The sequence below is a fragment of the Mesorhizobium newzealandense genome, assembly GCF_042682145.1.
GTDB classification, from domain to species: Bacteria; Pseudomonadota; Alphaproteobacteria; order Rhizobiales; family Rhizobiaceae; genus Mesorhizobium; species Mesorhizobium newzealandense.
This window is the reverse complement of record NZ_JBHUGZ010000003.1, coordinates 55,641-77,378: the sequence shown is the minus strand read 5'-3', so window position 1 is coordinate 77,378 and position 21,738 is coordinate 55,641. Positions and strand designations below refer to the sequence as shown.

22 protein-coding genes and 2 tRNA genes are annotated in these 21,738 nt (G+C 61.8%); 9 read left to right on the top strand and 15 right to left on the bottom strand.

The features are described from left to right. Positions 1–8: 8 nt before the first annotated feature. Both argS and ACFSOZ_RS06970 read right to left on the bottom strand, forming a co-directional pair. Entirely contained in the window at positions 9–1,766 is a 1,758-nt protein-coding gene (argS, locus tag ACFSOZ_RS06975; RefSeq protein ID WP_379095192.1) for an arginine--tRNA ligase, read from the bottom strand. Between the two features lie 75 nt (positions 1,767–1,841). Next, a complete protein-coding gene (locus ACFSOZ_RS06970) occupies positions 1,842–3,056 on the bottom strand; it encodes a deoxyguanosinetriphosphate triphosphohydrolase (RefSeq protein WP_379095189.1) in 1,215 nt (404 codons plus the stop codon). Between the two features lie 95 nt (positions 3,057–3,151). Between ACFSOZ_RS06970 and erpA the strand changes: the two genes are divergently transcribed. From erpA to ACFSOZ_RS06950, 4 genes are all read left to right on the top strand, one after another. Then, the gene (gene erpA, locus ACFSOZ_RS06965; RefSeq protein WP_027024881.1) at positions 3,152–3,499 is read left to right on the top strand and encodes an iron-sulfur cluster insertion protein ErpA; all 348 of its coding nucleotides are present in this window, start codon (positions 3,152–3,154) and stop codon (positions 3,497–3,499) included. Positions 3,500–3,501: 2 nt separating this feature from the next. Continuing rightward, complete coding sequence (locus tag ACFSOZ_RS06960; RefSeq protein ID WP_379095186.1) at positions 3,502–3,897, top strand: VOC family protein; 396 nt, start codon at positions 3,502–3,504, stop codon at positions 3,895–3,897. A gap of 17 nt (positions 3,898–3,914) precedes the next feature. Next, positions 3,915–4,709, top strand: a complete 795-nt coding sequence (xth, locus tag ACFSOZ_RS06955; RefSeq protein ID WP_379095183.1) for an exodeoxyribonuclease III — start codon at positions 3,915–3,917, stop codon at positions 4,707–4,709. A gap of 81 nt (positions 4,710–4,790) precedes the next feature. After that, a complete protein-coding gene (locus ACFSOZ_RS06950; protein ID WP_379095181.1) occupies positions 4,791–5,108 on the top strand; it encodes a hypothetical protein in 318 nt (105 codons plus the stop codon). 48 nt (positions 5,109–5,156) lie between these two features. Here the strand turns inward: ACFSOZ_RS06950 and ACFSOZ_RS06945 are convergent, their stop codons facing one another. The 8 genes from ACFSOZ_RS06945 to ACFSOZ_RS06910 form a co-directional block, all read right to left on the bottom strand. Continuing rightward, positions 5,157–5,996: a tetratricopeptide repeat protein gene (locus ACFSOZ_RS06945; RefSeq protein WP_111547387.1), complete on the bottom strand. Its 840-nt coding sequence runs from the start codon at positions 5,994–5,996 to the stop codon at positions 5,157–5,159. Continuing rightward, entirely contained in the window at positions 5,983–7,707 is a 1,725-nt protein-coding gene (gene ilvD / locus ACFSOZ_RS06940) for a dihydroxy-acid dehydratase (RefSeq protein ID WP_379095178.1), read from the bottom strand. Before ilvD ends, ACFSOZ_RS06945 begins: the two co-directional genes overlap by 14 nt. A gap of 290 nt (positions 7,708–7,997) precedes the next feature. Beyond that, on the bottom strand, positions 7,998–9,245 hold the full coding sequence (locus ACFSOZ_RS06935) for an outer membrane protein transport protein (RefSeq protein WP_379095175.1): 1,248 nt from the start codon (positions 9,243–9,245) through the stop codon (positions 7,998–8,000). A 359-nt stretch (positions 9,246–9,604) separates the two neighbouring features. After that, positions 9,605–12,388: a valine--tRNA ligase gene (locus ACFSOZ_RS06930; RefSeq protein ID WP_379095172.1), complete on the bottom strand. Its 2,784-nt coding sequence runs from the start codon at positions 12,386–12,388 to the stop codon at positions 9,605–9,607. Between the two features lie 405 nt (positions 12,389–12,793). After that, positions 12,794–13,621, bottom strand: a complete 828-nt coding sequence (locus tag ACFSOZ_RS06925; protein WP_379095169.1) for a PopZ family protein — start codon at positions 13,619–13,621, stop codon at positions 12,794–12,796. Positions 13,622–13,837: 216 nt separating this feature from the next. Further along, positions 13,838–15,229, bottom strand: a complete 1,392-nt coding sequence (locus tag ACFSOZ_RS06920) for a TolC family outer membrane protein (protein ID WP_379095166.1) — start codon at positions 15,227–15,229, stop codon at positions 13,838–13,840. Between the two features lie 176 nt (positions 15,230–15,405). Beyond that, positions 15,406–16,074, bottom strand: coding sequence for a protein-L-isoaspartate O-methyltransferase family protein (locus tag ACFSOZ_RS06915; protein ID WP_379095163.1), 669 nt, complete (start codon positions 16,072–16,074; stop codon positions 15,406–15,408). Between the two features lie 89 nt (positions 16,075–16,163). Further along, positions 16,164–16,237: transfer RNA gene (locus ACFSOZ_RS06910), tRNA-Cys, on the bottom strand. A 224-nt stretch (positions 16,238–16,461) separates the two neighbouring features. Between ACFSOZ_RS06910 and ACFSOZ_RS06905 the strand changes: the two genes are divergently transcribed. Continuing rightward, positions 16,462–16,668 (top strand): hypothetical protein, encoded by a 207-nt coding sequence (locus tag ACFSOZ_RS06905; protein WP_379095160.1) that lies wholly within the window; start codon positions 16,462–16,464, stop codon positions 16,666–16,668. Between the two features lie 19 nt (positions 16,669–16,687). On the opposite strand, the gene ACFSOZ_RS06900 is transcribed toward ACFSOZ_RS06905, so the two are convergent. Beyond that, the gene (locus ACFSOZ_RS06900; RefSeq protein ID WP_379095158.1) at positions 16,688–16,945 is read right to left on the bottom strand and encodes a PGPGW domain-containing protein; all 258 of its coding nucleotides are present in this window, start codon (positions 16,943–16,945) and stop codon (positions 16,688–16,690) included. A 224-nt stretch (positions 16,946–17,169) separates the two neighbouring features. Here ACFSOZ_RS06900 and ACFSOZ_RS06895 point away from each other — a divergent pair. Further along, positions 17,170–17,244, top strand: a tRNA-Asn gene (locus ACFSOZ_RS06895). 344 nt (positions 17,245–17,588) lie between these two features. Here ACFSOZ_RS06895 and ACFSOZ_RS06890 read toward each other — a convergent pair. Further along, positions 17,589–17,714, bottom strand: a complete 126-nt coding sequence (locus tag ACFSOZ_RS06890) for a hypothetical protein (RefSeq protein WP_379095155.1) — start codon at positions 17,712–17,714, stop codon at positions 17,589–17,591. Between the two features lie 221 nt (positions 17,715–17,935). On the opposite strand from ACFSOZ_RS06890, the gene ACFSOZ_RS06885 reads away from it, so the two are divergent. Next, positions 17,936–18,124 carry a hypothetical protein gene (locus ACFSOZ_RS06885; protein WP_379095153.1) on the top strand — a complete coding sequence of 63 codons (189 nt, stop codon included), beginning with the start codon at positions 17,936–17,938 and terminating at the stop codon, positions 18,122–18,124. An 896-nt stretch (positions 18,125–19,020) separates the two neighbouring features. On the opposite strand, the gene ACFSOZ_RS06880 is transcribed toward ACFSOZ_RS06885, so the two are convergent. Beyond that, entirely contained in the window at positions 19,021–19,287 is a 267-nt protein-coding gene (locus tag ACFSOZ_RS06880) for a hypothetical protein (protein WP_379095150.1), read from the bottom strand. Next, positions 19,277–19,936 (bottom strand): hypothetical protein, encoded by a 660-nt coding sequence (locus ACFSOZ_RS06875; RefSeq protein ID WP_379095146.1) that lies wholly within the window; start codon positions 19,934–19,936, stop codon positions 19,277–19,279. Before ACFSOZ_RS06875 ends, ACFSOZ_RS06880 begins: the two co-directional genes overlap by 11 nt. Before the next feature lie 358 nt (positions 19,937–20,294). On the opposite strand from ACFSOZ_RS06875, the gene ACFSOZ_RS06870 reads away from it, so the two are divergent. Both ACFSOZ_RS06870 and ACFSOZ_RS06865 read left to right on the top strand, forming a co-directional pair. Beyond that, a complete protein-coding gene (locus ACFSOZ_RS06870) occupies positions 20,295–20,519 on the top strand; it encodes a helix-turn-helix domain-containing protein (protein WP_379095143.1) in 225 nt (74 codons plus the stop codon). Beyond that, positions 20,516–20,842, top strand: a complete 327-nt coding sequence (locus ACFSOZ_RS06865) for a hypothetical protein (protein WP_379095140.1) — start codon at positions 20,516–20,518, stop codon at positions 20,840–20,842. The genes ACFSOZ_RS06870 and ACFSOZ_RS06865 overlap by 4 nt, the downstream gene beginning before the upstream one ends. Before the next feature lie 245 nt (positions 20,843–21,087). On the opposite strand, the gene ACFSOZ_RS06860 is transcribed toward ACFSOZ_RS06865, so the two are convergent. Then, positions 21,088–21,687 carry a c-type cytochrome gene (locus tag ACFSOZ_RS06860; protein ID WP_379095138.1) on the bottom strand — a complete coding sequence of 200 codons (600 nt, stop codon included), beginning with the start codon at positions 21,685–21,687 and terminating at the stop codon, positions 21,088–21,090. Between the last annotated feature and the right edge of the window lie 51 nt (positions 21,688–21,738).

Here is a 21,738-nt window from a genome sequence, read left to right as displayed (position 1 = left end):
AGTCAAACCTAACGCATTTCGGTGGGCGCAGCGGCTCCGATCAACGTCAGGCCGGACGTCAGAACGTCCGAAACAGCCTGCACCAGCCCTAGTCTGGCATGCGTCAATTGTCGGTCGTTAACCTTAACAAAACGTAAGTCCGGATTATCTGTGCCACGGTTCCAGTGTCCGTGGAAACTGGAAGCCAGGTCATAGAGGTAAAATGCCAGCCTATGCGGCTCGAGCGCAAGTGCCGCGGACTCGATCAGGCGCGGGTATTCGGCAAGCTTGCGGATAAGGGCGATCTCGCCCTCGTCGGTCAGCAAAGCACCGGCGGACGCCAGGCTGTTGCGATCGAAATTGGCCTCGCCTAGCTGCTCGCTGGCCTGCCTGAACACCGAATGGCAGCGCGCCGAGGCATACTGCACATAGAACACCGGGTTGTCCTTGGACTGCTCGGTCACCTTGGCAAAGTCGAAGTCGAGCGGCGCATCGTTCTTGCGATAGAGCATCATGAAGCGCACGGCATCCCGTCCCACCTCCTCGATGACTTCGCGAAGGGTCACAAAATTCCCGGTCCGCTTTCCCATCCGCACAGGTTCACCCTCGCGAAACAGCTTCACCAGCTGGCAAAGCAGCACGGTAAGCTTCACCCTATCGCCGGCAATCGCGCGCGCCAACGCCTCCAGCCGCTTGACATAACCGCCATGGTCGGCGCCGAGCACGTAGATCAGGTCGACGAAACCGCGATCGATCTTGTCCTTGAGATAGGCGACGTCGGCGGCGAAATAGGTGAACGAACCATCGGACTTGACCAGCGCCCGGTCCATGTCGTCGCCGACGGCGGTCGAGCGGAACAGCGTCTGCTCGCGATCCTCCCAGTCGTCGGGCTTCTCGCCCTTCGGCGGCGGCAGCTTGCCCTTGTAGATATGACCCTTCAGCGTCAGGTCGCTGATCGCCGAGCGGATCTTCTTTGCATTGTCGGCGTGCAGCGTGCGTTCCGAGAAGAACACGTCGTGATGGACGTTGAGCAAAGCCAGATCCTCGCGGATCATTGCCATCATCGCATCGATGGTGCGGTCCTTGACGATGGCCAGCGCCTCGTCTTCCGGCATCTGCAGCAGCGAGCGGCCAAACTCCCTGGCCAGCGCCTCGCCGACCGGGACCAGGTAATCGCCGGGATAGAGCCCGGGCGGAATCTCGCCGATATCGTCGCCCAGCGCCTCGCGGTAGCGCAGCACGACCGAACGGCCGAGCACGTCGATCTGCGAGCCAGCGTCGTTGATGACGTATTCCTTGGTCACGTCGTAGCCGGCGAAGGCCATCAGATTGGCGAGCGCGTCGCCAACCACGGCGCCCCGGCAATGGCCGACATGCATCGGGCCCGTCGGATTGGCCGAGACATATTCGACATTGGTTTTCCTGCCGCCGCCAACCGTCGAGCGGCCATAGTTGCGGCCTTCGCCAAGCAGCGCGGTCAGATGCGCCTGCCAGAAGCCATCCTTGAGCCTGAGATTGACGAAACCGGGACCGGCAACCTCTGTGGCGGCAACGTCCTTGTCCTCACGCAGCGCTTGCGCAAGTCTTTCGGCCAGCGCGCGCGGATTCTGGCCGGTCGGCTTGGCCAGCACCATCGCCGCATTGGTCGCCAGGTCGCCATGGCTGGCGTCGCGCGGCGGTTCGACGGCAATGCGCGACAGGTCCGGCGAAACGCCATCATTGTCTTTCAGATCAAGCGCTTCGACGGCTTTTATGATTCGCGCGGTGAAATCGGCGAAGATGTTCATTTGTGTGACTCTGGAGACTGACTCTGGCGGCTTTGTAGCGAATCCGGCTTGTTGGCCGGCAAAATCGAGCCCGCCCTAGCTCAAATCCGGAGTGCGGTCAAACAAACGCCGATGTTCCTTGAGTGCGTAGGTATCGGTCATGCCGGCCAGGAAGTCGGTCACGCTGCGCGCCTTGATGCGATCGTCGGCCCGATCCAGCCCTTCGCGCCAGCCGTCCGGCATGGCGCGCGGATCGGCGAAATAGGCATCGAACAGCTCTCTGACGATCTGCTCGGCGTCGGCGCGCACCCGCATCACCTCCTCGTGCCGGTAGAGATGCTTGTAGAGAAAGGCCTTCAGCTCTTTCTCGAAGGCAGCCATTTCGGTCGAAAAAGTCACCATCGTCTCGCCCGCCGACCTCACCGCGTCGGCGCTCCGCGGTCTGATCCGCTCCAGATTGGCAGTGGTGGAAACAATGACATCCTCGACCATCGCGGTGATCTGGCGCCGCATCAGTTCATGGCCGGTGCGCACGTCATCGAGAGCCGGATAACGTGCGCGCACGCCCTTCAGGATCGTTCCCGGCAGCGAAACCGTCTCCAGCATGTCCAGCGTCAGCAGCCCTGCCCGCAGCCCGTCGTCGATGTCATGAGTGTTGTAGGCGATATCGTCGGCAATCGCCGCGCATTGCGCCTCGATGCCGGCAAACCGGTCCAACTCGAGGTCGTGCAGTTCGGAATAATCACGGATCGCCTGCGGCACCGGGCCTTTCAGACCCTTTCCGTTGGCATCCGTCAGCGGTCCATTGTGCTTGACCAGGCCTTCTAGCGTTTCCCAGGTCAGGTTGAGCCCGTCGAATTCGGCGTAGCGCGCCTCCAGCCTTGTCACGATGCGCAGCGATTGCGCATTGTGGTCGAAGCCGCCCCAGGCTGCCATCTTCTCATTCAGCGCGTCCTCGCCCGTATGGCCGAAGGGCGTGTGGCCGAAATCATGCACCAGCGCCACGGCCTCGGCGAGATCCTCGTCGCCGCGCAACGCCCGCGCCAACGCACGCGCGATCTGCGCCACTTCGATCGAATGGGTCAGACGGGTGCGATAGTGGTCGCCTTCATGCGCGATGAAGACCTGCGTCTTGTGTTTGAGCCGCCGGAACGCCGTCGAATGAATGATGCGGTCACGATCGCGCTGGAATGGCGTGCGGGTCGGGCTCTCGACCTCGTCGAAAAGCCGCCCGCGCGACTTTGCCGGATCGCAGGCATAGGCCGCGCGTGGCCGATAGCCGAATCCGATGTCGCCCAACTCGTTGGTCATGATCGATGCCGCAGTTGTCTAGTTGGCTTGGCCCGGTTGACTTGGCCGCTCGCGCTTCATACCTATCATGTGAAACCGAAAGCAAGGTGACGCCCATGGGCGCGGATGCCAAGACTGCCATGAAAGTCGACATGACCGAGGCCGCCGCGAGGCGGATCGCCAAGATTGTCTCTGGCGAGGCCGGCAAGACGGCGCTGCGCGTTTCGGTCGAAGGCGGCGGTTGTTCCGGCTTTTCCTACAAGTTCGACCTGGTCGACACACGCAACGACGATGACGTCGCCATCGAGAAGGATGGCGCCACGGTGCTGATCGACGATCTGTCGCTGGTCTATATGGGCGGCTCGGTGATCGATTTCGTCGACGACCTGATGGGCCAGTCGTTCCAGATCAGGAACCCGAATGCCGTCGCCTCCTGCGGCTGCGGCACGAGCTTTTCCATATAGAAATGCCTGCAATCGGCGCGGTCCGTCAGATCGCGTTGTCGGCCGGGCGCAACCTTGACGCTACGCTGGCCTTCTGGCGCGATGTGCTCGGCATGAGCCTGCATGCGCGCTTCGATCCGCCGGGCATCGCTTTCATCATGGCTGGCGATGTGCGGCTGCTGTTCACCGACGGCATACCGGCCGGAACCGTCTATCTCGACATATCAGGCCTCGACGATTTCCACGCCGAGGCAAAAGCCGCAGGCGTCCCCTTCACCGCGCCGCCGACGCTCGTCCATCGTGACACCGAAGGCCAGTTCGGTCCGGCGGGGGAAAGCGAATGGATGGCCTTCCTAAAGGACCCGGCTGGCAATACGATCGGCCTGGTCGAACGCCACCCGCCGCAAGAGCCCCACTGAACAGCATCGAGACTGCCATGAAAATCGTTACCTGGAACATCAACGGCGTGCGCGCACGCATCGGCAACCTCACCCATTGGCTGAGCGAGAGCGCGCCCGACATCGTCTGCCTGCAGGAGATCAAGACAGTCGACGACCAGTTCCCGCGCGCCGAGATTGAGGCGCTTGGCTACAATGTCGAAACCCACGGCCAGAAGGGCTTCAATGGTGTCGCCATCCTGTCGAAACTGCGGTTCGACGAGGTCAATCGCGGCCTGCCCGGCGACGATGCCGACGAGCAGGCGCGTTTCATCGAAGGCGTTTTCTCGACCGACAAGGGCGCGCTGCGCGTCGTCTCACTCTATCTGCCGAACGGCAACCCGATCGATGACGAGAAGAAGTTCCCCTACAAGCTGTCCTGGATGGCGCGGCTGGAGCGTTGGGCGCAGGAGCGATTGAGGCTGGAAGAGGCCCTGGTTCTGGCCGGCGACTACAACGTCATTCCCGAGCCGATCGACGCGCGGTTTCCGGAAAACTGGCTGGGCGATGCGCTGTTCCAGCCGCAGACGCGGCAGGCCTTCCGCCGGCTGCTCAATCTTGGTTTCACCGAGGCGGTGCGCGCGGTCACCGACGCGCAGGACATCTACACGTTCTGGGACTATCAGGCCGGCGCCTGGCAGAAGAACAACGGCATCCGCATCGACCATCTGCTGCTGTCGCCGGAAGCCGCCAACCGGTTTTCTTCCGCCTCGATCGAAAAGCATGTGCGCGCCTGGGAAAAGCCGTCCGATCACGTGCCGGTGGCGATCGATCTCGCGCTGCAGCCTGCCTGACGGAGAGCCCCTGTCCTGACCCCGGACACGCCTGCGCTGGACCTCATATAGCCACATTCCGGCGCATGATGAGAGATCATCATGGCGGCCGGGGTTCCCATGACTATTCGAATCGCTCTTTGTCCGATCGGCTTGGCATTTGCCATGGCGGCTCCTGCAGCGGCCCTCGCCGATCAGGAATGCCTGGCCAACGGAAAATCGTACCAGGTCGGCCAGGTCGCCTGCCTGACGATTGCCGACCAGAGCCATCTGGCCCGCTGCGACATGGTGCTCAACAACACGTCGTGGACGAAGGTCGGGGATAGCTGCCCCGAAAATACGATTGGGCCGCATCTGCATGTGACGCCGATCTCGACGCCGGCCCCCAGCATGGTGCCGACGGAACCGACCGAGAACTGATCAACATCGAAATCGAATGCTGTCGATGAGGCCAGCGCGGCCGCGAGACTACTGGTCTGCGTTGCCGCCCTTGGTGAGGATGTCGTCAGCCAGCGAGATCGCGGTGCGGCGGTCGGCTTCGCCGGCGGTGGCAAATGCCTCTTCCTGCATGCCGCGGATCCACGGCTGATCGGCCGGCGAAGCGCGCTCGAGCGCGGCGGTCATCATCGCCAGGCCGCGAACGATCTTGCCGCTCTGGAACAACAAATGGCCCAGCGTCGCCTGCGCGCCGGCATGGCCCTTCTCGGCGGCAAGCTGGAACCAGCGCCCGGCCTGCTTGACGCTGGCCTTCACGCCGCCCTCGCCCTTCAGGAACATCTGACCCATCTCGAACTGCGCGTTCGGATTGCGGTAGTTGGCGGCGGCGCGCATGTAATATTCCTGGGCCGCCACCTCGTTCTCGGTGACCGGGCTGCCGGGAATGCCCTTGCGCAGATAGTCGCCCAGCGCCACCAGAGCGTCGGAGACGTAGCTTTCCTCGGGCGAGCCGGGCTCGACATCCTGGTCGACGATCTCGGAGAAGAACTTGAACGCCTCGTAGTCATCGCGCGCCACGCCATCGCCCTCGGCATACATGCGGGCAAGCTTCCAGGTGGCGCCGATCTGGCCGTTTTCGGCGGCGTATTTATAGGCCTCGGCGGCCTGTTCCTTGTGGCCGTTCTTGTAGGCGGAGAAGCCGAACTGGAACACCGCCCATGGGCTGGATTGCGGCTTCACGCCGGTCTTGTCGTCGAACACCTTGTCGTCGAAGGCCATAGCCTGGCCCACGGCGCCAAAGGTCGCGCCAAAAGTGGCGAACACGACCAGTGCCGAAAAGACAGACGACCTCAACAACTCAGATGTCCGCATAACAGTGTGTTTCTTTCGCACCGCCCGGATGGGTCACCGCGCCATCGCGCGCCGGCCCAACCGTCTGTGCATATTTCCATATCGCGCCCGACTGATAATCGGTCGTGCGCGCCTTCCAGGTCTTTGCCCTCGCCGCCAGTTCGCTGTCCGACAACGCCACCTCGATCGTGCCGTTCACCGCGTCGATCGAAATCACGTCGCCATCCCTGAGCAGCCCGATCGGGCCGCCCACGGCTGCCTCGGGCCCGACATGGCCGATGCAGAAGCCGCGCGTCGCGCCCGAGAAGCGGCCGTCGGTGATCAGCGCCACCTTGCCGCCCATGCCCTGGCCGTAGAGGGCTGCCGTCGTCGACAGCATTTCGCGCATGCCTGGGCCGCCGCGCGGCCCCTCGTAGCGAATGACGAGAACCTCGCCTTCCCTGTAGTTGCGATGCGTCACCGCCTCGAAACATTCCTCTTCCGAATCGAAGCAGCGCGCCGGGCCGGAGAACTTCAGCTCCGACATGCCGGCGACCTTGACGATCGCGCCTTCGGGGGCAAGGTTTCCCTTCAACCCCACGACACCGCCGGTTTGAGTAATGGGTCTGTTGGCCGGGCGGACCACATCCTGATGTTCATTCCAGGCAACGTGCTGCATGTTTTCGGCCAAAGTGCGGCCAGTCACGGTCAGGCAGTCGCCATGCAGATAGCCGTGGTCGAGCAGCGTCTTCATCAGCAACGGAATGCCGCCGGCCTCGAACATGTCCTTGGCGACATATTTGCCGCCCGGCTTGAGGTCGGCGATGTAAGGCGTCTTCTCGAAGATTTTCGCCACGTCGAACAGGTCGAACTTGATGCCGGCCTCGTGCGCGATCGCCGGCAGATGCAGCGCTGCGTTGGTCGAGCCGCCGGTGGCCGAAACCACGGTCGCCGCATTCTCCAGCGCCTTCAGCGTGACGATGTCGCGCGGCCGGATGTTTTTCGCGATCAGCTCCATGATCTTTTCGCCCGAGGCGAAATTGAAACGGTCGCGCATCTCGTAGGGTGCCGGCGCACCACAGGAATAGGGCAGCGCCAGACCGATCGCCTCGGCGACGGTGGCCATTGTGTTGGCGGTGAACTGGGCGCCGCAGGAGCCGGCCGACGGACAGGCGGCCTGCTCGATTTCAAGCAGTTCGGCATCGCCGATCGTGCCGACCGAGTGTTGGCCGACCGCCTCGAACACATCCTGCACGGTGATCTGCCTGCCGCGATAGCTGCCGGGCAGGATCGAGCCGCCATAGATGAAGATCGACGGCACGTTGAGACGCACCATGGCCATCATCATGCCGGGCAGCGACTTGTCGCAGCCGGCCAGCCCAACCAGCGCATCGTAGCAATGGCCGCGCATGGTGAGCTCGACTGAATCGGCGATGACCTCGCGCGACACCAGCGACGACTTCATGCCCTGGTGGCCCATGGCGATGCCGTCGGTGACGGTGATGGTGCAGAATTCGCGCGGCGTCCCGCTGGCGGCCGCGACGCCCTTCTTGACCACCTGCGCCTGGCGCATCAGCGAGATGTTGCAGGGGGCTGCTTCGTTCCAGCAGGATGCGACGCCGACCAGCGGTTGCGCGATCTCGGCCGCCGACAACCCCATCGCATAGAGATAAGAACGGTGCGGCGCACGCGCCGGACCGACGGTCACATGGCGGCTCGGGAGCTTGGCCTTGGAAATGACTTTGGCGTCCATACTCTTCCTTGCCGCGGGCGGTGCGGCCTGTCCCATCGCCGAGCCTTTTGGCACGTATCCCGAGACAACATCGAGGTGCGCCGGGTTTATGGCGGGAAATGGGCAATTTCCTTGGCCTGACTTCTAGCGCAGGGGTTGTTCAGAAAGTGTTGCCAAAACGTCACAATCGCACGAGGCCAAAGCGATGCGGCTTATATGCAACGCAGCTTGGATAAGCGGGCCGTCAACGACGCCAACTCAAACGAAAAAGGCCGGGCAATGCCCGGCCTTTCTATAAAACTTTCAAAGGCTTAGAACTTGATCTTAAGGCCGCCCGTAATCGCCGTGACCAGATCGTTGCCGAAGTCGTAGCTGACTTCCTCGCCGGCCACATAGCCGTTCTCACCAGCCACCGTTCCCGAGTGGCCGCTGGTCAGCACGCCGATCGCGCCGGCCAGACGAACCTCGATGTTGGGCTTGGGCGTGTAGGCGACGCCGCCGCCCACGGTCCAGGTATCGGTCTGCGAGCCGTAGCCATGCGAAGTGCCGCGATCCCAGGAAAGCTGGCCGGCCGCACTCCACTCGTCGTTGAACTTGTGGCCGATGCCGCCAGTGACGGTCCAGCCGTCACGATACATCAGGTCCAGCGAGGTGATCTGGCCGGAATGCAAAGCATCACCGGTGACGCATAGCGCCGAGGGAGTGCCCTGGACGCAAATCGGAACGCTCTGCAGCAGGCTCCAGTTGACCCACTTGAGCGAGCCGAAGGCGAGCCAGCCGGGCGCAATGCCTGACTGCAACTTCAGTTCGACCGTGTCCGGCATGTACTGCGTTGAGCCATAGATCGGCAGCACTGGCATGCCAACATGCGTCAGGTCCAGCGTGCCCGAGATATTGTCGAGCTTGACCCGCGAATTGTAGACGAGGCTGGCGCGCAGCGCGATCTCGGGGATTTCATAGGCAAGGCCGGCGCGCCAGCCCCAGCCGGTGCCCTTGAGATCAACACGTCCGGTTCCCTGGAAACCCGGCACCAGCGGCGACACCAGGTCTTCCTTGAAGCCATAGACTTCCTGGTAATAGACACCACCGATGAAGCGAAGCTGACCTTTACCGGCATCCATCTTGTAGGAACAGGTGCCGGCGTAGTTGTTGCTCTTGATGTCGGTTTCCATGTTGGACTCGGCACCGGCCCACAGACCCGGATTCGTGTGCGCGCCCCAAGGCTGGGAATAGTCGAACATACAGTCGACGCCTTTGACGAGCTCCGCCTTGGCGCCGATGCGCGGCACCCAGTAGCTCTTGCTGTCCTTTGCCGTGCTGCCCAGGAACGTCAAATCGCCGTCGCTTGGGTCGGTGTCCACGCCATTCTTGAGTTTGCGTTGCGGCATCACGAAGGTCGATTCGGCTTCCGTCGCGAAAGGTGCCGGATCAAACAGCAGGTCGATGTCGTAGCCGCCGCGCTCAATGCCGCCGGCATGCGCCGAGTTCATCGCCGTCCCGATCAAAGCCAGCGAAAAGCACCCCGCCCCCAGCAGTGCTTTCAGTCGCAAAATAGTCATGAATATCCTCCCCGAATTCGAGTGCGCCAAGCTAGAACCAATTCAGGTTAACGGTGCAATAACGAATTCATGGGGCGTACATGTACACGTTTGCCAAGCGCATTTTCGACATAATGCATCCGGTGCCGTTAGGCCGAAAAACAGCCTCTGGAGCGTGTGCCGCCTTCAAAACGGGAGAAAAAAACGGCCCAGAAGGCTCAAAAATAGCAGGTTTTGGGGTTCCAGGGCCCCATTGTTACATTATGGCAACAATGGGGCTAAAACTTTCCGTTTACGTCAATATTAACGCAACGGAATGCCTATTTTCGAGGCAAAAAACCCCGATTTCGAGACGGGTCGAAGCGCCACGAATCTTCCCTTCAACCCGCGTCGCGAACCCTGGTCAACGCCACCGACAGCCTGTCTTGCGCGTCGCGATATTCGGTGAGCTTTTCACGCTCCGCATCCACGATTTCGGCCGGCGCGCTGGCGACGAACCTTTCGTTCGACAGCTTCTTGTGCAGCCGCGCGATTTCCTCGGTCACCTTGGCCAGTTCCTTCTGCAGCCGGGCCGCCTCGGCGGCGAGATCGATCAGGCTGCCAAGCGGCAGGCAGATCGTCGCCTCGTTGAGCACGATCTGCGCCGAGCCTTTTGGGGCGACATCGGCCAGCGAGATGTCGCCGACCCGCGCCAGCCGCTTGATCGCCGAGTTTTCGCGGACCAGCCGTTCGCGTGTCACGTCGTTGGCGCCGACCACGACGAGCGGCGCAATTGCCGCCGGCGGCACGTTCATCTCCGAGCGCACCGACCGGATTCCGGAGACGAGGTCGACCAGCCAGTTGATGTCGGCGGCAGCGTCGGCGTCCTCGAAGTCCGGCGACGGCCATGCGGCGTGACACAGCAGCGACGGCCGCTCCTTGCCTTCGCCAGCGGTCTGCGCCCACAGTTCCTCGGTCATGAACGGCATCATCGGATGCAAGAGCTTGTAGATCTCGTCGAGCACGAAGGCGACGCAGGCACGGCTTTCGGCCTTGGCCGCCTCGTCCGTGCCCATGAACACCGGCTTCAGCAGTTCCAGATACCAGTCGCAGAACAGGTTCCAGACGAAGCGGTAGGCTGCGCCCGCCGCCTCGTTGAAGCGGTATAAGGTGATGCCGTCGGTGATCTCGCGCGCCGCCCGCGTCAGTTCGGTGAGGATCCAGCGATTGACCGCCAGCTTGGCGTCGTTCAGCCAGAAATCGTCATTGCGCGCGACCTCGTTCATCTCGGCAAAACGCGTCGCATTCCACAGCTTGGTGCCGAAATTGCGATAGCCGGCGATGCGCGCCGGGTCGAGTTTCACGTCGCGGCCTTGCGCCGCCATCACCGTCAGGGTGAAGCGCAAGGCATCCGCGCCGTATTCGTCGATCAGGTCGAGCGGATCGATGACGTTGCCTTTCGACTTCGACATCTTCTGCCCGTTCTTGTCGCGCACGAGCGCATGGACATAGACGGTGTGGAACGGCTCCTCGTCCATGAAATGCAGGCCCATCATCATCATGCGGGCGACCCAGAAGAAGATGATGTCGAAACCGGTGACCAGCACGTCGGTCTGGTAGTAGGTCTTCAGTTCGGGCGTCTGGTCCGGCCAGCCGAGCGTCGAGAACGGCCACAGCGCCGAGGAGAACCAGGTGTCGAGCACGTCCTCGTCGCGGGCCAGGATCTCGCCCGGCTTGAAGTTCTCGAGCTTGTCCTCGACCCAGGCCTTCCACGGTCCTTCGAGCGCCAGATAGTATTCGATCGCAGCACCCAGCGCCTCTTCCTCGGTCTTCTCGACAAAGACGCGCCCGTCCGGCCCGTACCAGGCCGGAATCTGGTGACCCCACCACAGCTGGCGCGAGATGCACCAGGGCTGGATGTTTTCCATCCAGTCGAAATAGGTCTTTTCCCAGTTCTTCGGCACGAAATTCGTGCGGCCTTCACGCACCGAGGCGATCGCCGGTTTGGCGAGCTCAGCAGCATTGGCATACCACTGCTCGGTCAGGAACGGCTCGATCGGCACGCCGCCGCGGTCGCCATGCGGCACCGCGTGGCGATGCGGCTCGACCTTTTCCAGGAAGCCGCCTTCTTCCATCAGCTCGACGATCTTCTTGCGCGCGACGAAGCGGTCGAGGCCGTCGAGTTCATCCCAGACCGCCTGCCGCTCCGGCGTCACCTCGAGACCGGCAAGGAAATCCTCATTGTCCTTGAGGCTTACTGCCGCCTCGACGGTGAGGATGTTGATCGCCGGCAGCTTGTGGCGTTTGCCGACCTCGAAGTCGTTGAAGTCATGCGCCGGCGTGATCTTGACCGCGCCGGAGCCTTTCTCCGGATCGGAGTACTCATCCGCCACCACAGGGATCTTGCGGCCGACGATCGGCAGAACGATGTTCTTGCCGACCAGATGCCGGAAACGCTCGTCGTCCGGGTGAACGGCGACGGCCGTGTCGCCCAGCATCGTCTCGGGGCGCGTCGTCGCCACGGTGATGAAGGTTTTTGGATTCTCCGGATCGAAGACCTGGCCCTCGATGGGATAGCGGAAGTGCCAGAGATTGCCGTTGACCTCCTGCTGCTCGACCTCGAGATCGGAGATCGCGGTGAGCAGCTTGGGATCCCAGTTCACCAGCCGCTTGTCCTTGTAGATCAGCCCTTGCTTGTAGAGCGTGACGAACACTTCGAGCACGGCCTTGGACAGGCCCTCGTCCATGGTGAAGCGTTCGCGTGACCAGTCGGCCGAGGCGCCGAGGCGCTTCAGCTGGTTGAAGATCGCGCCGCCGGATTCGGCCTTCCACTCCCACACCTTCTCGATGAACTGCTCGCGCGTCAGGTCGCGGCGATGGATCTGCTTTTCCATCAACTGGCGTTCGACCACCATCTGCGTGGCGATGCCGGCATGGTCCATGCCCGGCTGCCAGAGCACGTTCTTGCCGCGCATGCGCTCGAAGCGCACCAATATGTCCTGAAGCGTGTTGTTGAGCGCGTGGCCCATATGCAGCGAGCCGGTCACATTCGGCGGCGGGATGACGATGGTGAAGGCTTCCGCCCCCTCCTCGGCCCCGGCACCGGCGCGAAACGCGTCGGCCTCCTCCCAGACTTTGGCGATCTTCGGCTCGACGGTTTTTGCGTCGTAGGTCTTTTCAAGCATGGGAAAATGGTCCGCGCTGTCGGGATTTTTGCTGGTCCGGTGTAAATCGGAAGGTTTTGATCAAGTCAACCGCAAGGGCTGCCTCGGGTCACTACAGGCAAATAGGCGTGGCCCTGTTCATTTCAACGCAAGGCCGTGTCCGCACCGGCACGAAACTTCGCCCCTTGGCGTGCGGTATCGCTTTGCGCGGGCGGGCAGTCAGGGTGACGGTCGGAGTGGCGAACACGCAGAAGCCAAGATGTACGGCCGAGTGTGGCTCCGATGCATTCGCGACAGCCATCGGTAGCCGGGCGCCCGATTTCTTTCCAGAGGCCATTCTTGGAAACGAACCGCCAGCGCGAACTGATCCTGCCAACAGAAACGCCGCCTCACGGGCGGCGTTTCAGCGGTGATCGATATCGGAGGCTACTGCGCCCCGCGCGCCACGCGCTCGATTTCCTCGCGCACCAGCCTTTCGACCAGTGTCGGCAGATTGTTGTCGAGCCAATCCTGCAGCATCGGCCTCAGCATCTCTTCGGCCATCTCGTCGAATGTCTTCTTGCTGCGGCTGGCAAACGCATCGGAAAGCTCACCAAAGGCGGCGGCAACCTGCCGGCCGGTGTGCTCGGAGACGATGGCCGGACGCGGCGCATCGCTGGCGGCCACCGGTCGCACCACGCTTGCGTCTGGACGAGACGGCTCGACGGCTGCTTTCTCTGTCGGCTCGTCCGTTGGCGTCTCCACCGGCGGCTGGGCGACTGGCTTGAGTACCTCGCCCTTGTCCGGCACCGCCCTCGCCTGCTCGCCAACCGCAGCGATCTCGCGCCGCCAATCGGCAACGGGGGCATCGGCCACAGGGCTCGCTGCTGGCGCGTCGGCCGTGGCCGGCGGGGTCGGCTCTGCGGCGACCCGGGCGCTGACCTCAGCAAGTGTCATCGATGGCTTTGCCGGAGCGGGATCGGGGCGCGCCGGCGTTTCCATGCGCGCAATCCCCGGCTCGGCGGCCGGCAATTGTGCCTGGACTTCCGCCAGCGTGATCGGCTTCTTGATCTCGGGGGCGGCGCGCAGGTCGGCACGGAATGCCTCGACGTCGGCGACTGGATCGGCGTTCGACGCCGGCTCCAGATCCTGGCGGAGCTCATCGGCGTCGCCCGGCTGCTTGCGGCCGCCGTCGCTGTCCTCGATGATCCTCCTGATGGAAGCCAGTATCTCTTCCATGGAAGGTTCGCGCTGTGCACTGCTTGCCGTTGCCATCGTCACATCCGCCGCCCTTGTGACCACCCATGTGGATTTCCGCCCGGCAAAGCCGGATCGAATCATGACGACAGCGTAACCGACGGATCGCCGCACGAGAATCCCCAATCTGGGGACTTGTGGGATTTCAACAGATTAGAGCGCGATCCCGAACCAAGGTCAGCGAAACCAAAAGGCATACCCGAGCTGGAAGACGGAATTCCGAGCCGAACGCCCTCAGCGGCCATCCGGTGTGCGCAGTCCGTACCACTTGTCCTTGACTGCGTTGTAGTGCTCTTCCGGCCTGTATTTCGTCACCTGCAAGCCGAGGCGGTCGACGGACAGGCGGCCGGTCGCCTGCAGGATGGCATAGCTCGCCACCACCACGTCATGTTCAAAGCTGGCCTGGTTGATCTCGGCGGTGATGACCGTCGCCTGTGCGTTGAGGACATCGAGCGTGGTGCGCTGGCCGACATTGCGTTCTTCGATGACGCCGCTCAGTGCAAGCTTCGCGGCCTCGATCACTTGCCTGTTGGCGGTGACTTGTTGCTGCGCGGCGGTGTACTCGGTCCAGGCGGCGGTCACCTGTTGCCGCACCAAGTCGCGGTTGACGTCGACCTCGATGCGAGCCTGGCTTAGCGATTCCTTGTTCTGGCGCACGATCGCCGAGGTGCGGCCACCGGAATAGATCGGGATGCTCAGCGTTGCCCCGACACTGGCCGAATTGGTCGTGCCGTCCTGCGACGCGAAGACGCCCGGCACAGTGTTGCGATAAGCGCTCGACACACCCGCACTTGCAGACAGCTGCGGCAGCAGCGCGCCTTCGGCCGACTTCACCGAAAACGCGGCGGCGTCGACCAGATGCTGGGTCGCAAGGATGGCCGGGTGCTCGTTGGCGGCCACTCCGACGGCGGCGGCGAGGCTCGACGGCAACAGCTTTGCCACCGGCGAAGCGGCTTTGAGCTTGCCCGGTTCGTCGCCAACGATCTGGCGGTAGCTTGCCGCACTTGACAGCGCCTGCGCCCGGGCGGCGCTCAGCGATGCCACGGCGGCGGCGCGCGAAGCGTCGGCCTGCGCGACGTCGGTACGCGTGCCTTCACCAACCTCAAAACGCGAACGTGCCGCGCGCGCCGTCTCGGTCAGGAATTGCAGGTTCTGTTCGGTCAGCACGGCGATCTGGCGGTCGCGAATCACGTTCATATACGCCTGGGCCGCGCTGAACAGGGTGTTCTCTTCGGTGTTGCGCAGGTTTTCGACCTGGGCACGGACTTGCGCTTCGGCGGCAGCGACATTGTTCCTGGTCTGAAAGCCGTCGAACAGCGTCTGATTGATCTGGACGCCAAAATTGCCGGTGGTCAGGGCCTCGCTTGAGTTCGTGCCATTGACGTGGCTGCTCGAGTAATCGATGTCCGCTGAGCCATTGATCGTCGGGCGCCAGCCCGACTTGGCGATGGCGACGCCCTCATCGGTGACACGAACGCCGGCGCGGGCCGAATTCAGAGTGGAATTGTACTGATAGGCCTTTGCAAGGGCACCAAGGATGGATTCCGCCGAGGCCGAGAAGGGAGAAAGCGCGGTCGCGGAAACGAGGACGGCGGCGAAAAGACTCTTGCGTATAGGCAGGACCATGTATCCCTCATTCGTTTTCCATGGGAACCACGCCGCGCCGGCTTCTCCTCTGAGAGCCGGCGCCGCGTGTTCGATGTTCCCTGCTGCCGAGCCCCAAAGCGCCCCCAGTTTGCAGATCAGCAACGATTTCAAATGCAAGCGACCATGACAAGGCCTCTCCTGCAAGGCAAAATCATTCAGAATTCGAACGCACGGATACGTTCAAATCCCGGTAGTGGCTTAATTGCCGCATTAAACGCGCGTCTGCCGGTTACAACCCCCCCGGCTTTTAAAAAAAGTCGGGCTACGCCGGAATTGCCCTGGCCTTCGACCGCGACGAGTCGGCCGCCTTCGGCAAGCTGGTCGAGCAGCGGCGCCGGCACGTCCGCGACGCTGCCGCCGATGAAGATGACGTCATAAGGCGCCTGGGCGGCATGCCCCTGCGACAACGTCCCCTGGACAACGGTCACATTGCCGCAGCCCAGCGACGAAAGCGTCGATCTGGCCGTCTCAGCCAGCGTCGAATCGCTTTCGAGCGCAACCACGGACTTGGCCAGCCGAGACAGGATGGCCGAGGCATAGCCGGTGCCGCAGCCGACATCGAGCGCCGAATCGGCAGGGCCGATCTCGGCCAGCTGGATGAGCTTGGCCAGCGGCGAAGCTTCCATGAGATAGCGCGCGCCGTCCACGCCGGCGGCAATGCGGATATCCTCATCGATATAGGCGAGATCGCGCTGGTCGGCGCCGACAAACACCTCGCGCGGCACGACAAGCATTGCGTCGAGCAGTGGCGCGCTGGTCACGTCGGTGGTGCGGACCTGACCGTCGACCATCTTGACGCGAAGCTCGGAGAAATCAGCGCTCATGTTCCAACCAATCCGCTTGCCGCGCCAGAACCGCGGTTCATTACGATCGGAACTTCAGGCCCCAGCGCTGCTGCGCGGGGCCCGGGTATTGGAGGCCTCGCCCGGAATCGAACCGGGGTGCAAGGATTTGCAGTCCTCTGCGTAACCACTCCGCCACGAGGCCTCTTTGCTCCCGGCGTTCCACCCGGTTCCAATAGGTTGCGGCGAAAATGCCGTCAAGCGGCCACCGTGCATTCCGGACGGTTTCCTCCGCGCCAATCCGGGGCCGCATCCGTCAAATCCTCAGCAGGGACCTCACGACGATACATTAGAGGATTGTTAAGCATGGCTCGCGCTCGGACGAAACTCATCCACGGCCCATACGTTCAGGACGGCAGGAGGCTAGCCATGCGTCCGACAATGGCGGCAAAAGACAAGAATGCGGCGTCCGGCCTGTCGCTGCCGCAGTGCGAAGAGCTTTTGCGCTATGCCATCGACCGCCTGTGTATCGGGAGTGCGAGCAGCCTGTCGCCGCACGACCGGGCGAAGCTCGCCTCAGCCGCGGCGATTCTCAAGCAGATCCGCGAAGCGTTGGAAGAGCACGCCGGCCGCTGAGCCCCTGCGCTATCGGCCCTCAATCCGGCCGGCGGCGCCGTTCCCACCAGACGACAAAACGCCGCCGGTGGCGGCGAACCAGGGCGAATTCATAGGACAGCACCAGCAATCCGAGCGGAACCATCCAGAAGCCGAGGATCGGCAGGAAGCCGAGGATGCCGCAGATGGTCAGCACGATGCCGATGGTGATTCTGAGCCCGCGCGAGCGCGGCATCTTGAATTCACGTCCGAAAACCGAGATTTTCCGCGCCGGCATCTGATTGTCTTGTGCTGTCATCGTCTCGAAGATTGACCCGTTTTCACCGCTCAGGAGCATCATTGAACCAAAGCCGCAGCCGCGCTTTCGGTTCCATGCCGCTGCCAAGACGGCTAATATGAGGACATCCGCGAACGATTGCGAGAAACGCCTGAGCGAAAAAGCCTCGGAAAAATACGAAATGCTTCTTTGCAAAGCGGAAAAGGGTTTGCTATAGGCTGCGCCACTCACATGAGAGCCTCTGTTCCCCGGTAGCTCAGTGGTAGAGCAACCGGCTGTTAACCGGTTGGTCGCTGGTTCGAATCCGGCCCGGGGAGCCAACATTTTCAAAGACTTAGCAATTCAGCGAAAATGCCGATTTTGGCGATAGGTACGACATAGGTACGCGTGAGATGGCTGCTTCGAGAAATGTCGTTGCCAGTTGGTACCAAGGACGCCGTGTGGAGCCGGATCCGGTTCACGGGGCTGGCATCGTGATTCTTCCATCTGCTTACTACGAGAGACACTGGACTTCACAGGCGGCACACGTGTTTGTGGACTTCTACCTCGCGCAATGGAAATGGATCATCGGGACATGCATGGGCTTGGTCGCCCTGCTGTTGACCTTCCTAAAATAGAAGGCCCGGAAGCCGAAGCCGCCGGGCGATGCCGCCGGATTGGGTTGTCAGCGCTTTTTCCATGGCGGAACCGCCTCGATCCGCGCCTTCGGGCCGAGTTCCTTGGCTAGGGCCTCCGCCGTTTCCCTGTCCGGGGTCGATATCACGTCTCGCCAGACGGGCTTTTCAGACATCGGATTTAGTCCTTCATCCTTTGTTGACCATATTAGCCCACGATAATAATCGGACATGGTAGGTAGTTCGTACATGCCACAAAAGGCCCCGGCGCATTCACCCTGGCGCCGGGGCCTTCTTGGTAAAAACCGTACATTAGAATTCCATTGAACCCTCTGCCAAAGGGATTATGAATCGCCCGTCACCATTCTGTCTTCAGCCTTGGTTGGGAGGTCGCATTATGGATAAGCCGGGTGTTTCGGTATCGTCTTTCGACTGCGATATCATTCGCAACGCCTTCATAAAGTCCGTCCTCGAAGCGAACATTCCCGAAGACCAATGGCGGGCGAAAGCCACGCTTTTGATCACCGAGTTTATGGGTAGCGCCGACATTGAACCCGAGCTACTGGAATGGATCGTGCGAAAGTAGCCAGCGGCCACTGAGCCGCTCTTGCGGGACATCTACACTCGCTAAACTAACGCGGTGCGCCTAAAAGCCCGCACGGAGTCGCAATTTTGTGCGCCGCCTCAGCAGCGAGCTATCGTTTTCTGGTTAGGAAGCGTGCCTCCCGCATAAGCGAAGGCCAATCATATCCCAAAACGGCGATAAGTTCCCGAGCTTGCTCTTCGGTGACAGGCGCCTCTTTAACGAGGCGCCTGACCACGGGGTTGTCCGGCACGCTGGGTGTTCTATCCTGTTCGTCAGCCATAGGAGAAACTCCCTTGACTGTCTAACTCCACCGTCCGGCGCTTGTTCCCTGAATTACCTTTGTTCGATAGTCGGGCGATATCGTTCGCGGCGCGTTCAGGAAATCGGTGGTTGAAAAGCGCGACGCCGAGCATGACCATCGAAGACGTGCCCTGCAGCTCAAGATATCGACCCCGAAATTATCGACTGGATCATTCGCTAAGGCGCGAACCGTATTGATGCGATGACCGGTGCGGCTGGGGCTATCTTGGGGATGCGAAAGCCGCACCGGTCACTGCGGGAGGGGGTAAGGTGTCCCCCGCGCCGCCAAAACTATGGCCATATTAGCAACTGCGCAACTAAGCCTATTGGCTGGACTAAGACTGAAGTCCCAACCCAGCCCCATAGGATTAAATGGCGGTGCCGGCGTCACTCGATGATCTGTACGACCTTGCGTTCCCTGATCAAATAAAAAAGCCCGCCACCGTGTGGGCCAAAGTGACGGGCTTCCTTCGATACCAGCCGGGGACGTTATGCTGGCCGGGGTAGTAACTTGAGCGGGAAACATCAGTTGCATCTAAAATGCAAAAAGCCCGCCACCGTGAGGCAGCGGGCCAGTCGTTTCGCTTGCGGAATGATCAGGCTCGGCCGGCAGCGTGGAGAGCGGTCTTGGTTTCCTCGGCGACGCCACGGTTCAGCGCCTCCCGCACCGGCTTGAGAATGTCCATCGCGTAGATCAGGACATAGCCGATCGCCGCCATATCCTCGTTCGAGACGTTGGTCGGGTCTGCCTCATGCGCGCAGATTGCCAGCCGTGCCACGCGGATCAGATCGAGCGCATGGTCAACCTCGTCGACGGCTTCCGAGCCGGGATACTTTGGGTTCAGGGGACGATCAGCGGCCATCTTCGTTGCCTCCCGTCATCAAGCCAGGGCCGTCATATTCTGCGCAGTCGGCTTCCCGCTCGTCGTCGCCTTCCCGCATGTCGCCGCCGTCCTGCTCGCCGTCCTCGATCCATGCGGTGTCGTCCACCTTCATGGTGAAGCGCTGGTCGATGCCAGTGGTCCAGCCGAGCGACGGCTCCCGGTCGACGTCCTCGTCGTGCGGCTCGTCCACGTCGCCGCCATGCTCGTTTTCGGCCTCGCACTCGTCATGGCTTGGCGCCGTGGCTCTGTCGCCACCCCAATGCGCTTGCGAGTTGCTGCCAAGGAGTTGAACCGTCAATTCGCCGCTGCGAGGCATGGCTACGCCCGTATATGGGTTTGTGTCTCTGGACGTGGGATGGCCCTCTATGGCCCCGTGCATAGGCTCTGCGGTGCCGTCGTCCTCGTCGTCGGAATTGTCTAGCTCCAGATCATCGAGGCAGCCTAGCGACGGCTCGGCGTCGGCGCCGTCTTCGAGGTCGCAATCGCTTTCCATCACGTCCAGCGCGGTGATCAGCGCCATCGACTGGTCGAGCAGTTCGTTGATGCGCTTCCCGACTTCCTGCCGCCATGTGCGCGGGTCCATGCCGGCAGGCATGGCGAAGGGCTTGAGAGTGACGGGCGCGTTCATTGGCCCATCTCCCGTTCGACATGCTCAAGAACACGCGCTCCAGCGTCATGGAGGGCATTGGAGAGGCGTAGGAGCCTCAAGGCGAGGTGGAGCCGCACAAGGCGCGTGCGGAGGCTCGCTGCGGCAAGCAGCATGGCTATGGCGGCGTAGGTCATGACGCCCTCCGCTGCACGATCAGGACTCGTCCGGAAAATCTTCCGATGAAAGCTATTTCCTCGGCAGCGGGCATAGCTTCGCCGGCTGCCGGAACATGGGTGTTCGGCATGATATTGCTCCTTGTATTGGAACTGTTTTCAGTGCACCGTACCGATAACACTACACCGTCAGGACATCAACAAGAAATCGGTACACTGTCACGATGCTAGCTGTGCAATGCAAGATGGCCCGGTCTGCAATAGGTTGGGGAGTTCGAGACCTGGCGCGGGAAGCGTCAGTGTCGGTCGACACGATTTCACGGCTAGAACGAGGCGAAGAATTGATGCCCCGAACGATTGAAGCCATTCGCCGCGCCCTCGAAGCGGCCGGTGTCGAGTTCATAGCCGAGAATGGCGGCGGCGCTGGCGTGAGGCTGCGGAAGTCATGACGTCTTCTCCTAATGATCGAATGCAGTTGACAACAAAAGACCAAAGGGAGCTGCGCGAGTTTCTCCTCGACGTGATCCCACGTTTTCGCGCCGGGCTGCGAAAGGGCATCAACGGCGCTGCCGCAGGAAACCTGTTTGGACTTCTTTGGGTTGCCAATAGACCGTTGGCGAAGAAGGTAGGGAATTGGCGCGGGTTGTCTTCAGCCGCTCGCGATCTTCACTTCGTCATTGAAGTCAGTAAGAACGGCGGCAGTGCGGGTGCGGTTGTCAGCGAGTACATAGATTTGCCGCCGACCCACCCCGGAAACAGGGCCGTACTATAATAGGGCCGAGTTCCTAGACGCCTTGATTTGCAAGGGTTTGCGCTTTCGCCAATCCTGGCAAATCGCCCATCCTGAAGGCAGAAACCGGCCAATCACCCGTTTTCATGCATGTCTGCGGACCGCCCTCCGGCCTTGAACCCATAAACGGCCAGAAATGACCGGCGAGAGGTGCCAATCGCGGTAACGCAGTGATCGCTATTTCGCCGGCTCTATTCGGTGGATCGCCGACCCCGAACTACTGATCGTCAGAGGCCGGCAAGATAGTGAGCCATGGCAGCGATGTCGTCGGCCGACAAATTGCGCACCAAGGTCGTCATGCTGGCCTTGTCTGGGCGCTTGTTATCGTGAAAGTCGGAGAGGGTTTTGATCAGGTAGTCCAGCTTCTGATTTGCGACGCGCGGAGTGTTGGCGCGTCCGACGAAACCCTCCTGGTGGCACGAGGTGCAGGTCTTCAGGACGTCGAGCGCTTGGACGCGGGTAATGCTCGCTGCGTCGGCCGGGTCGCGGTAGGCGGGCCAGGGCAGTGCAGAGAAGTAGACCGCAAGCGCAACCATGTCGTGGTTAGAAAGATTCTTAGCGATCGGCCCCATGACGTTGCTGGTGCGCTTTCCCTTGCTAAATTCCTGCAAAACTATCAGCAAATTGATCTTGTGCTGGCCGGCGATGATCGGCACGTTCTGAACAACCGGGAGACCATCCGCACCGTGACAGGTCGCGCAAAGCTGGACCTTGTCGGCGATCTCCGGCGGGGGTGGCGCAGCATTGTTCTGTGCTCCAGCCGGCAGCGGACCGAGGGCCACGAGAGCGGCGATGACGAACGGAGCGAGCGCGTTGCTGCAGGGCATGCGAGGCCCCCAGATCGGGACTTAAGCTAAAGTGTGATGCTGATTTTATCA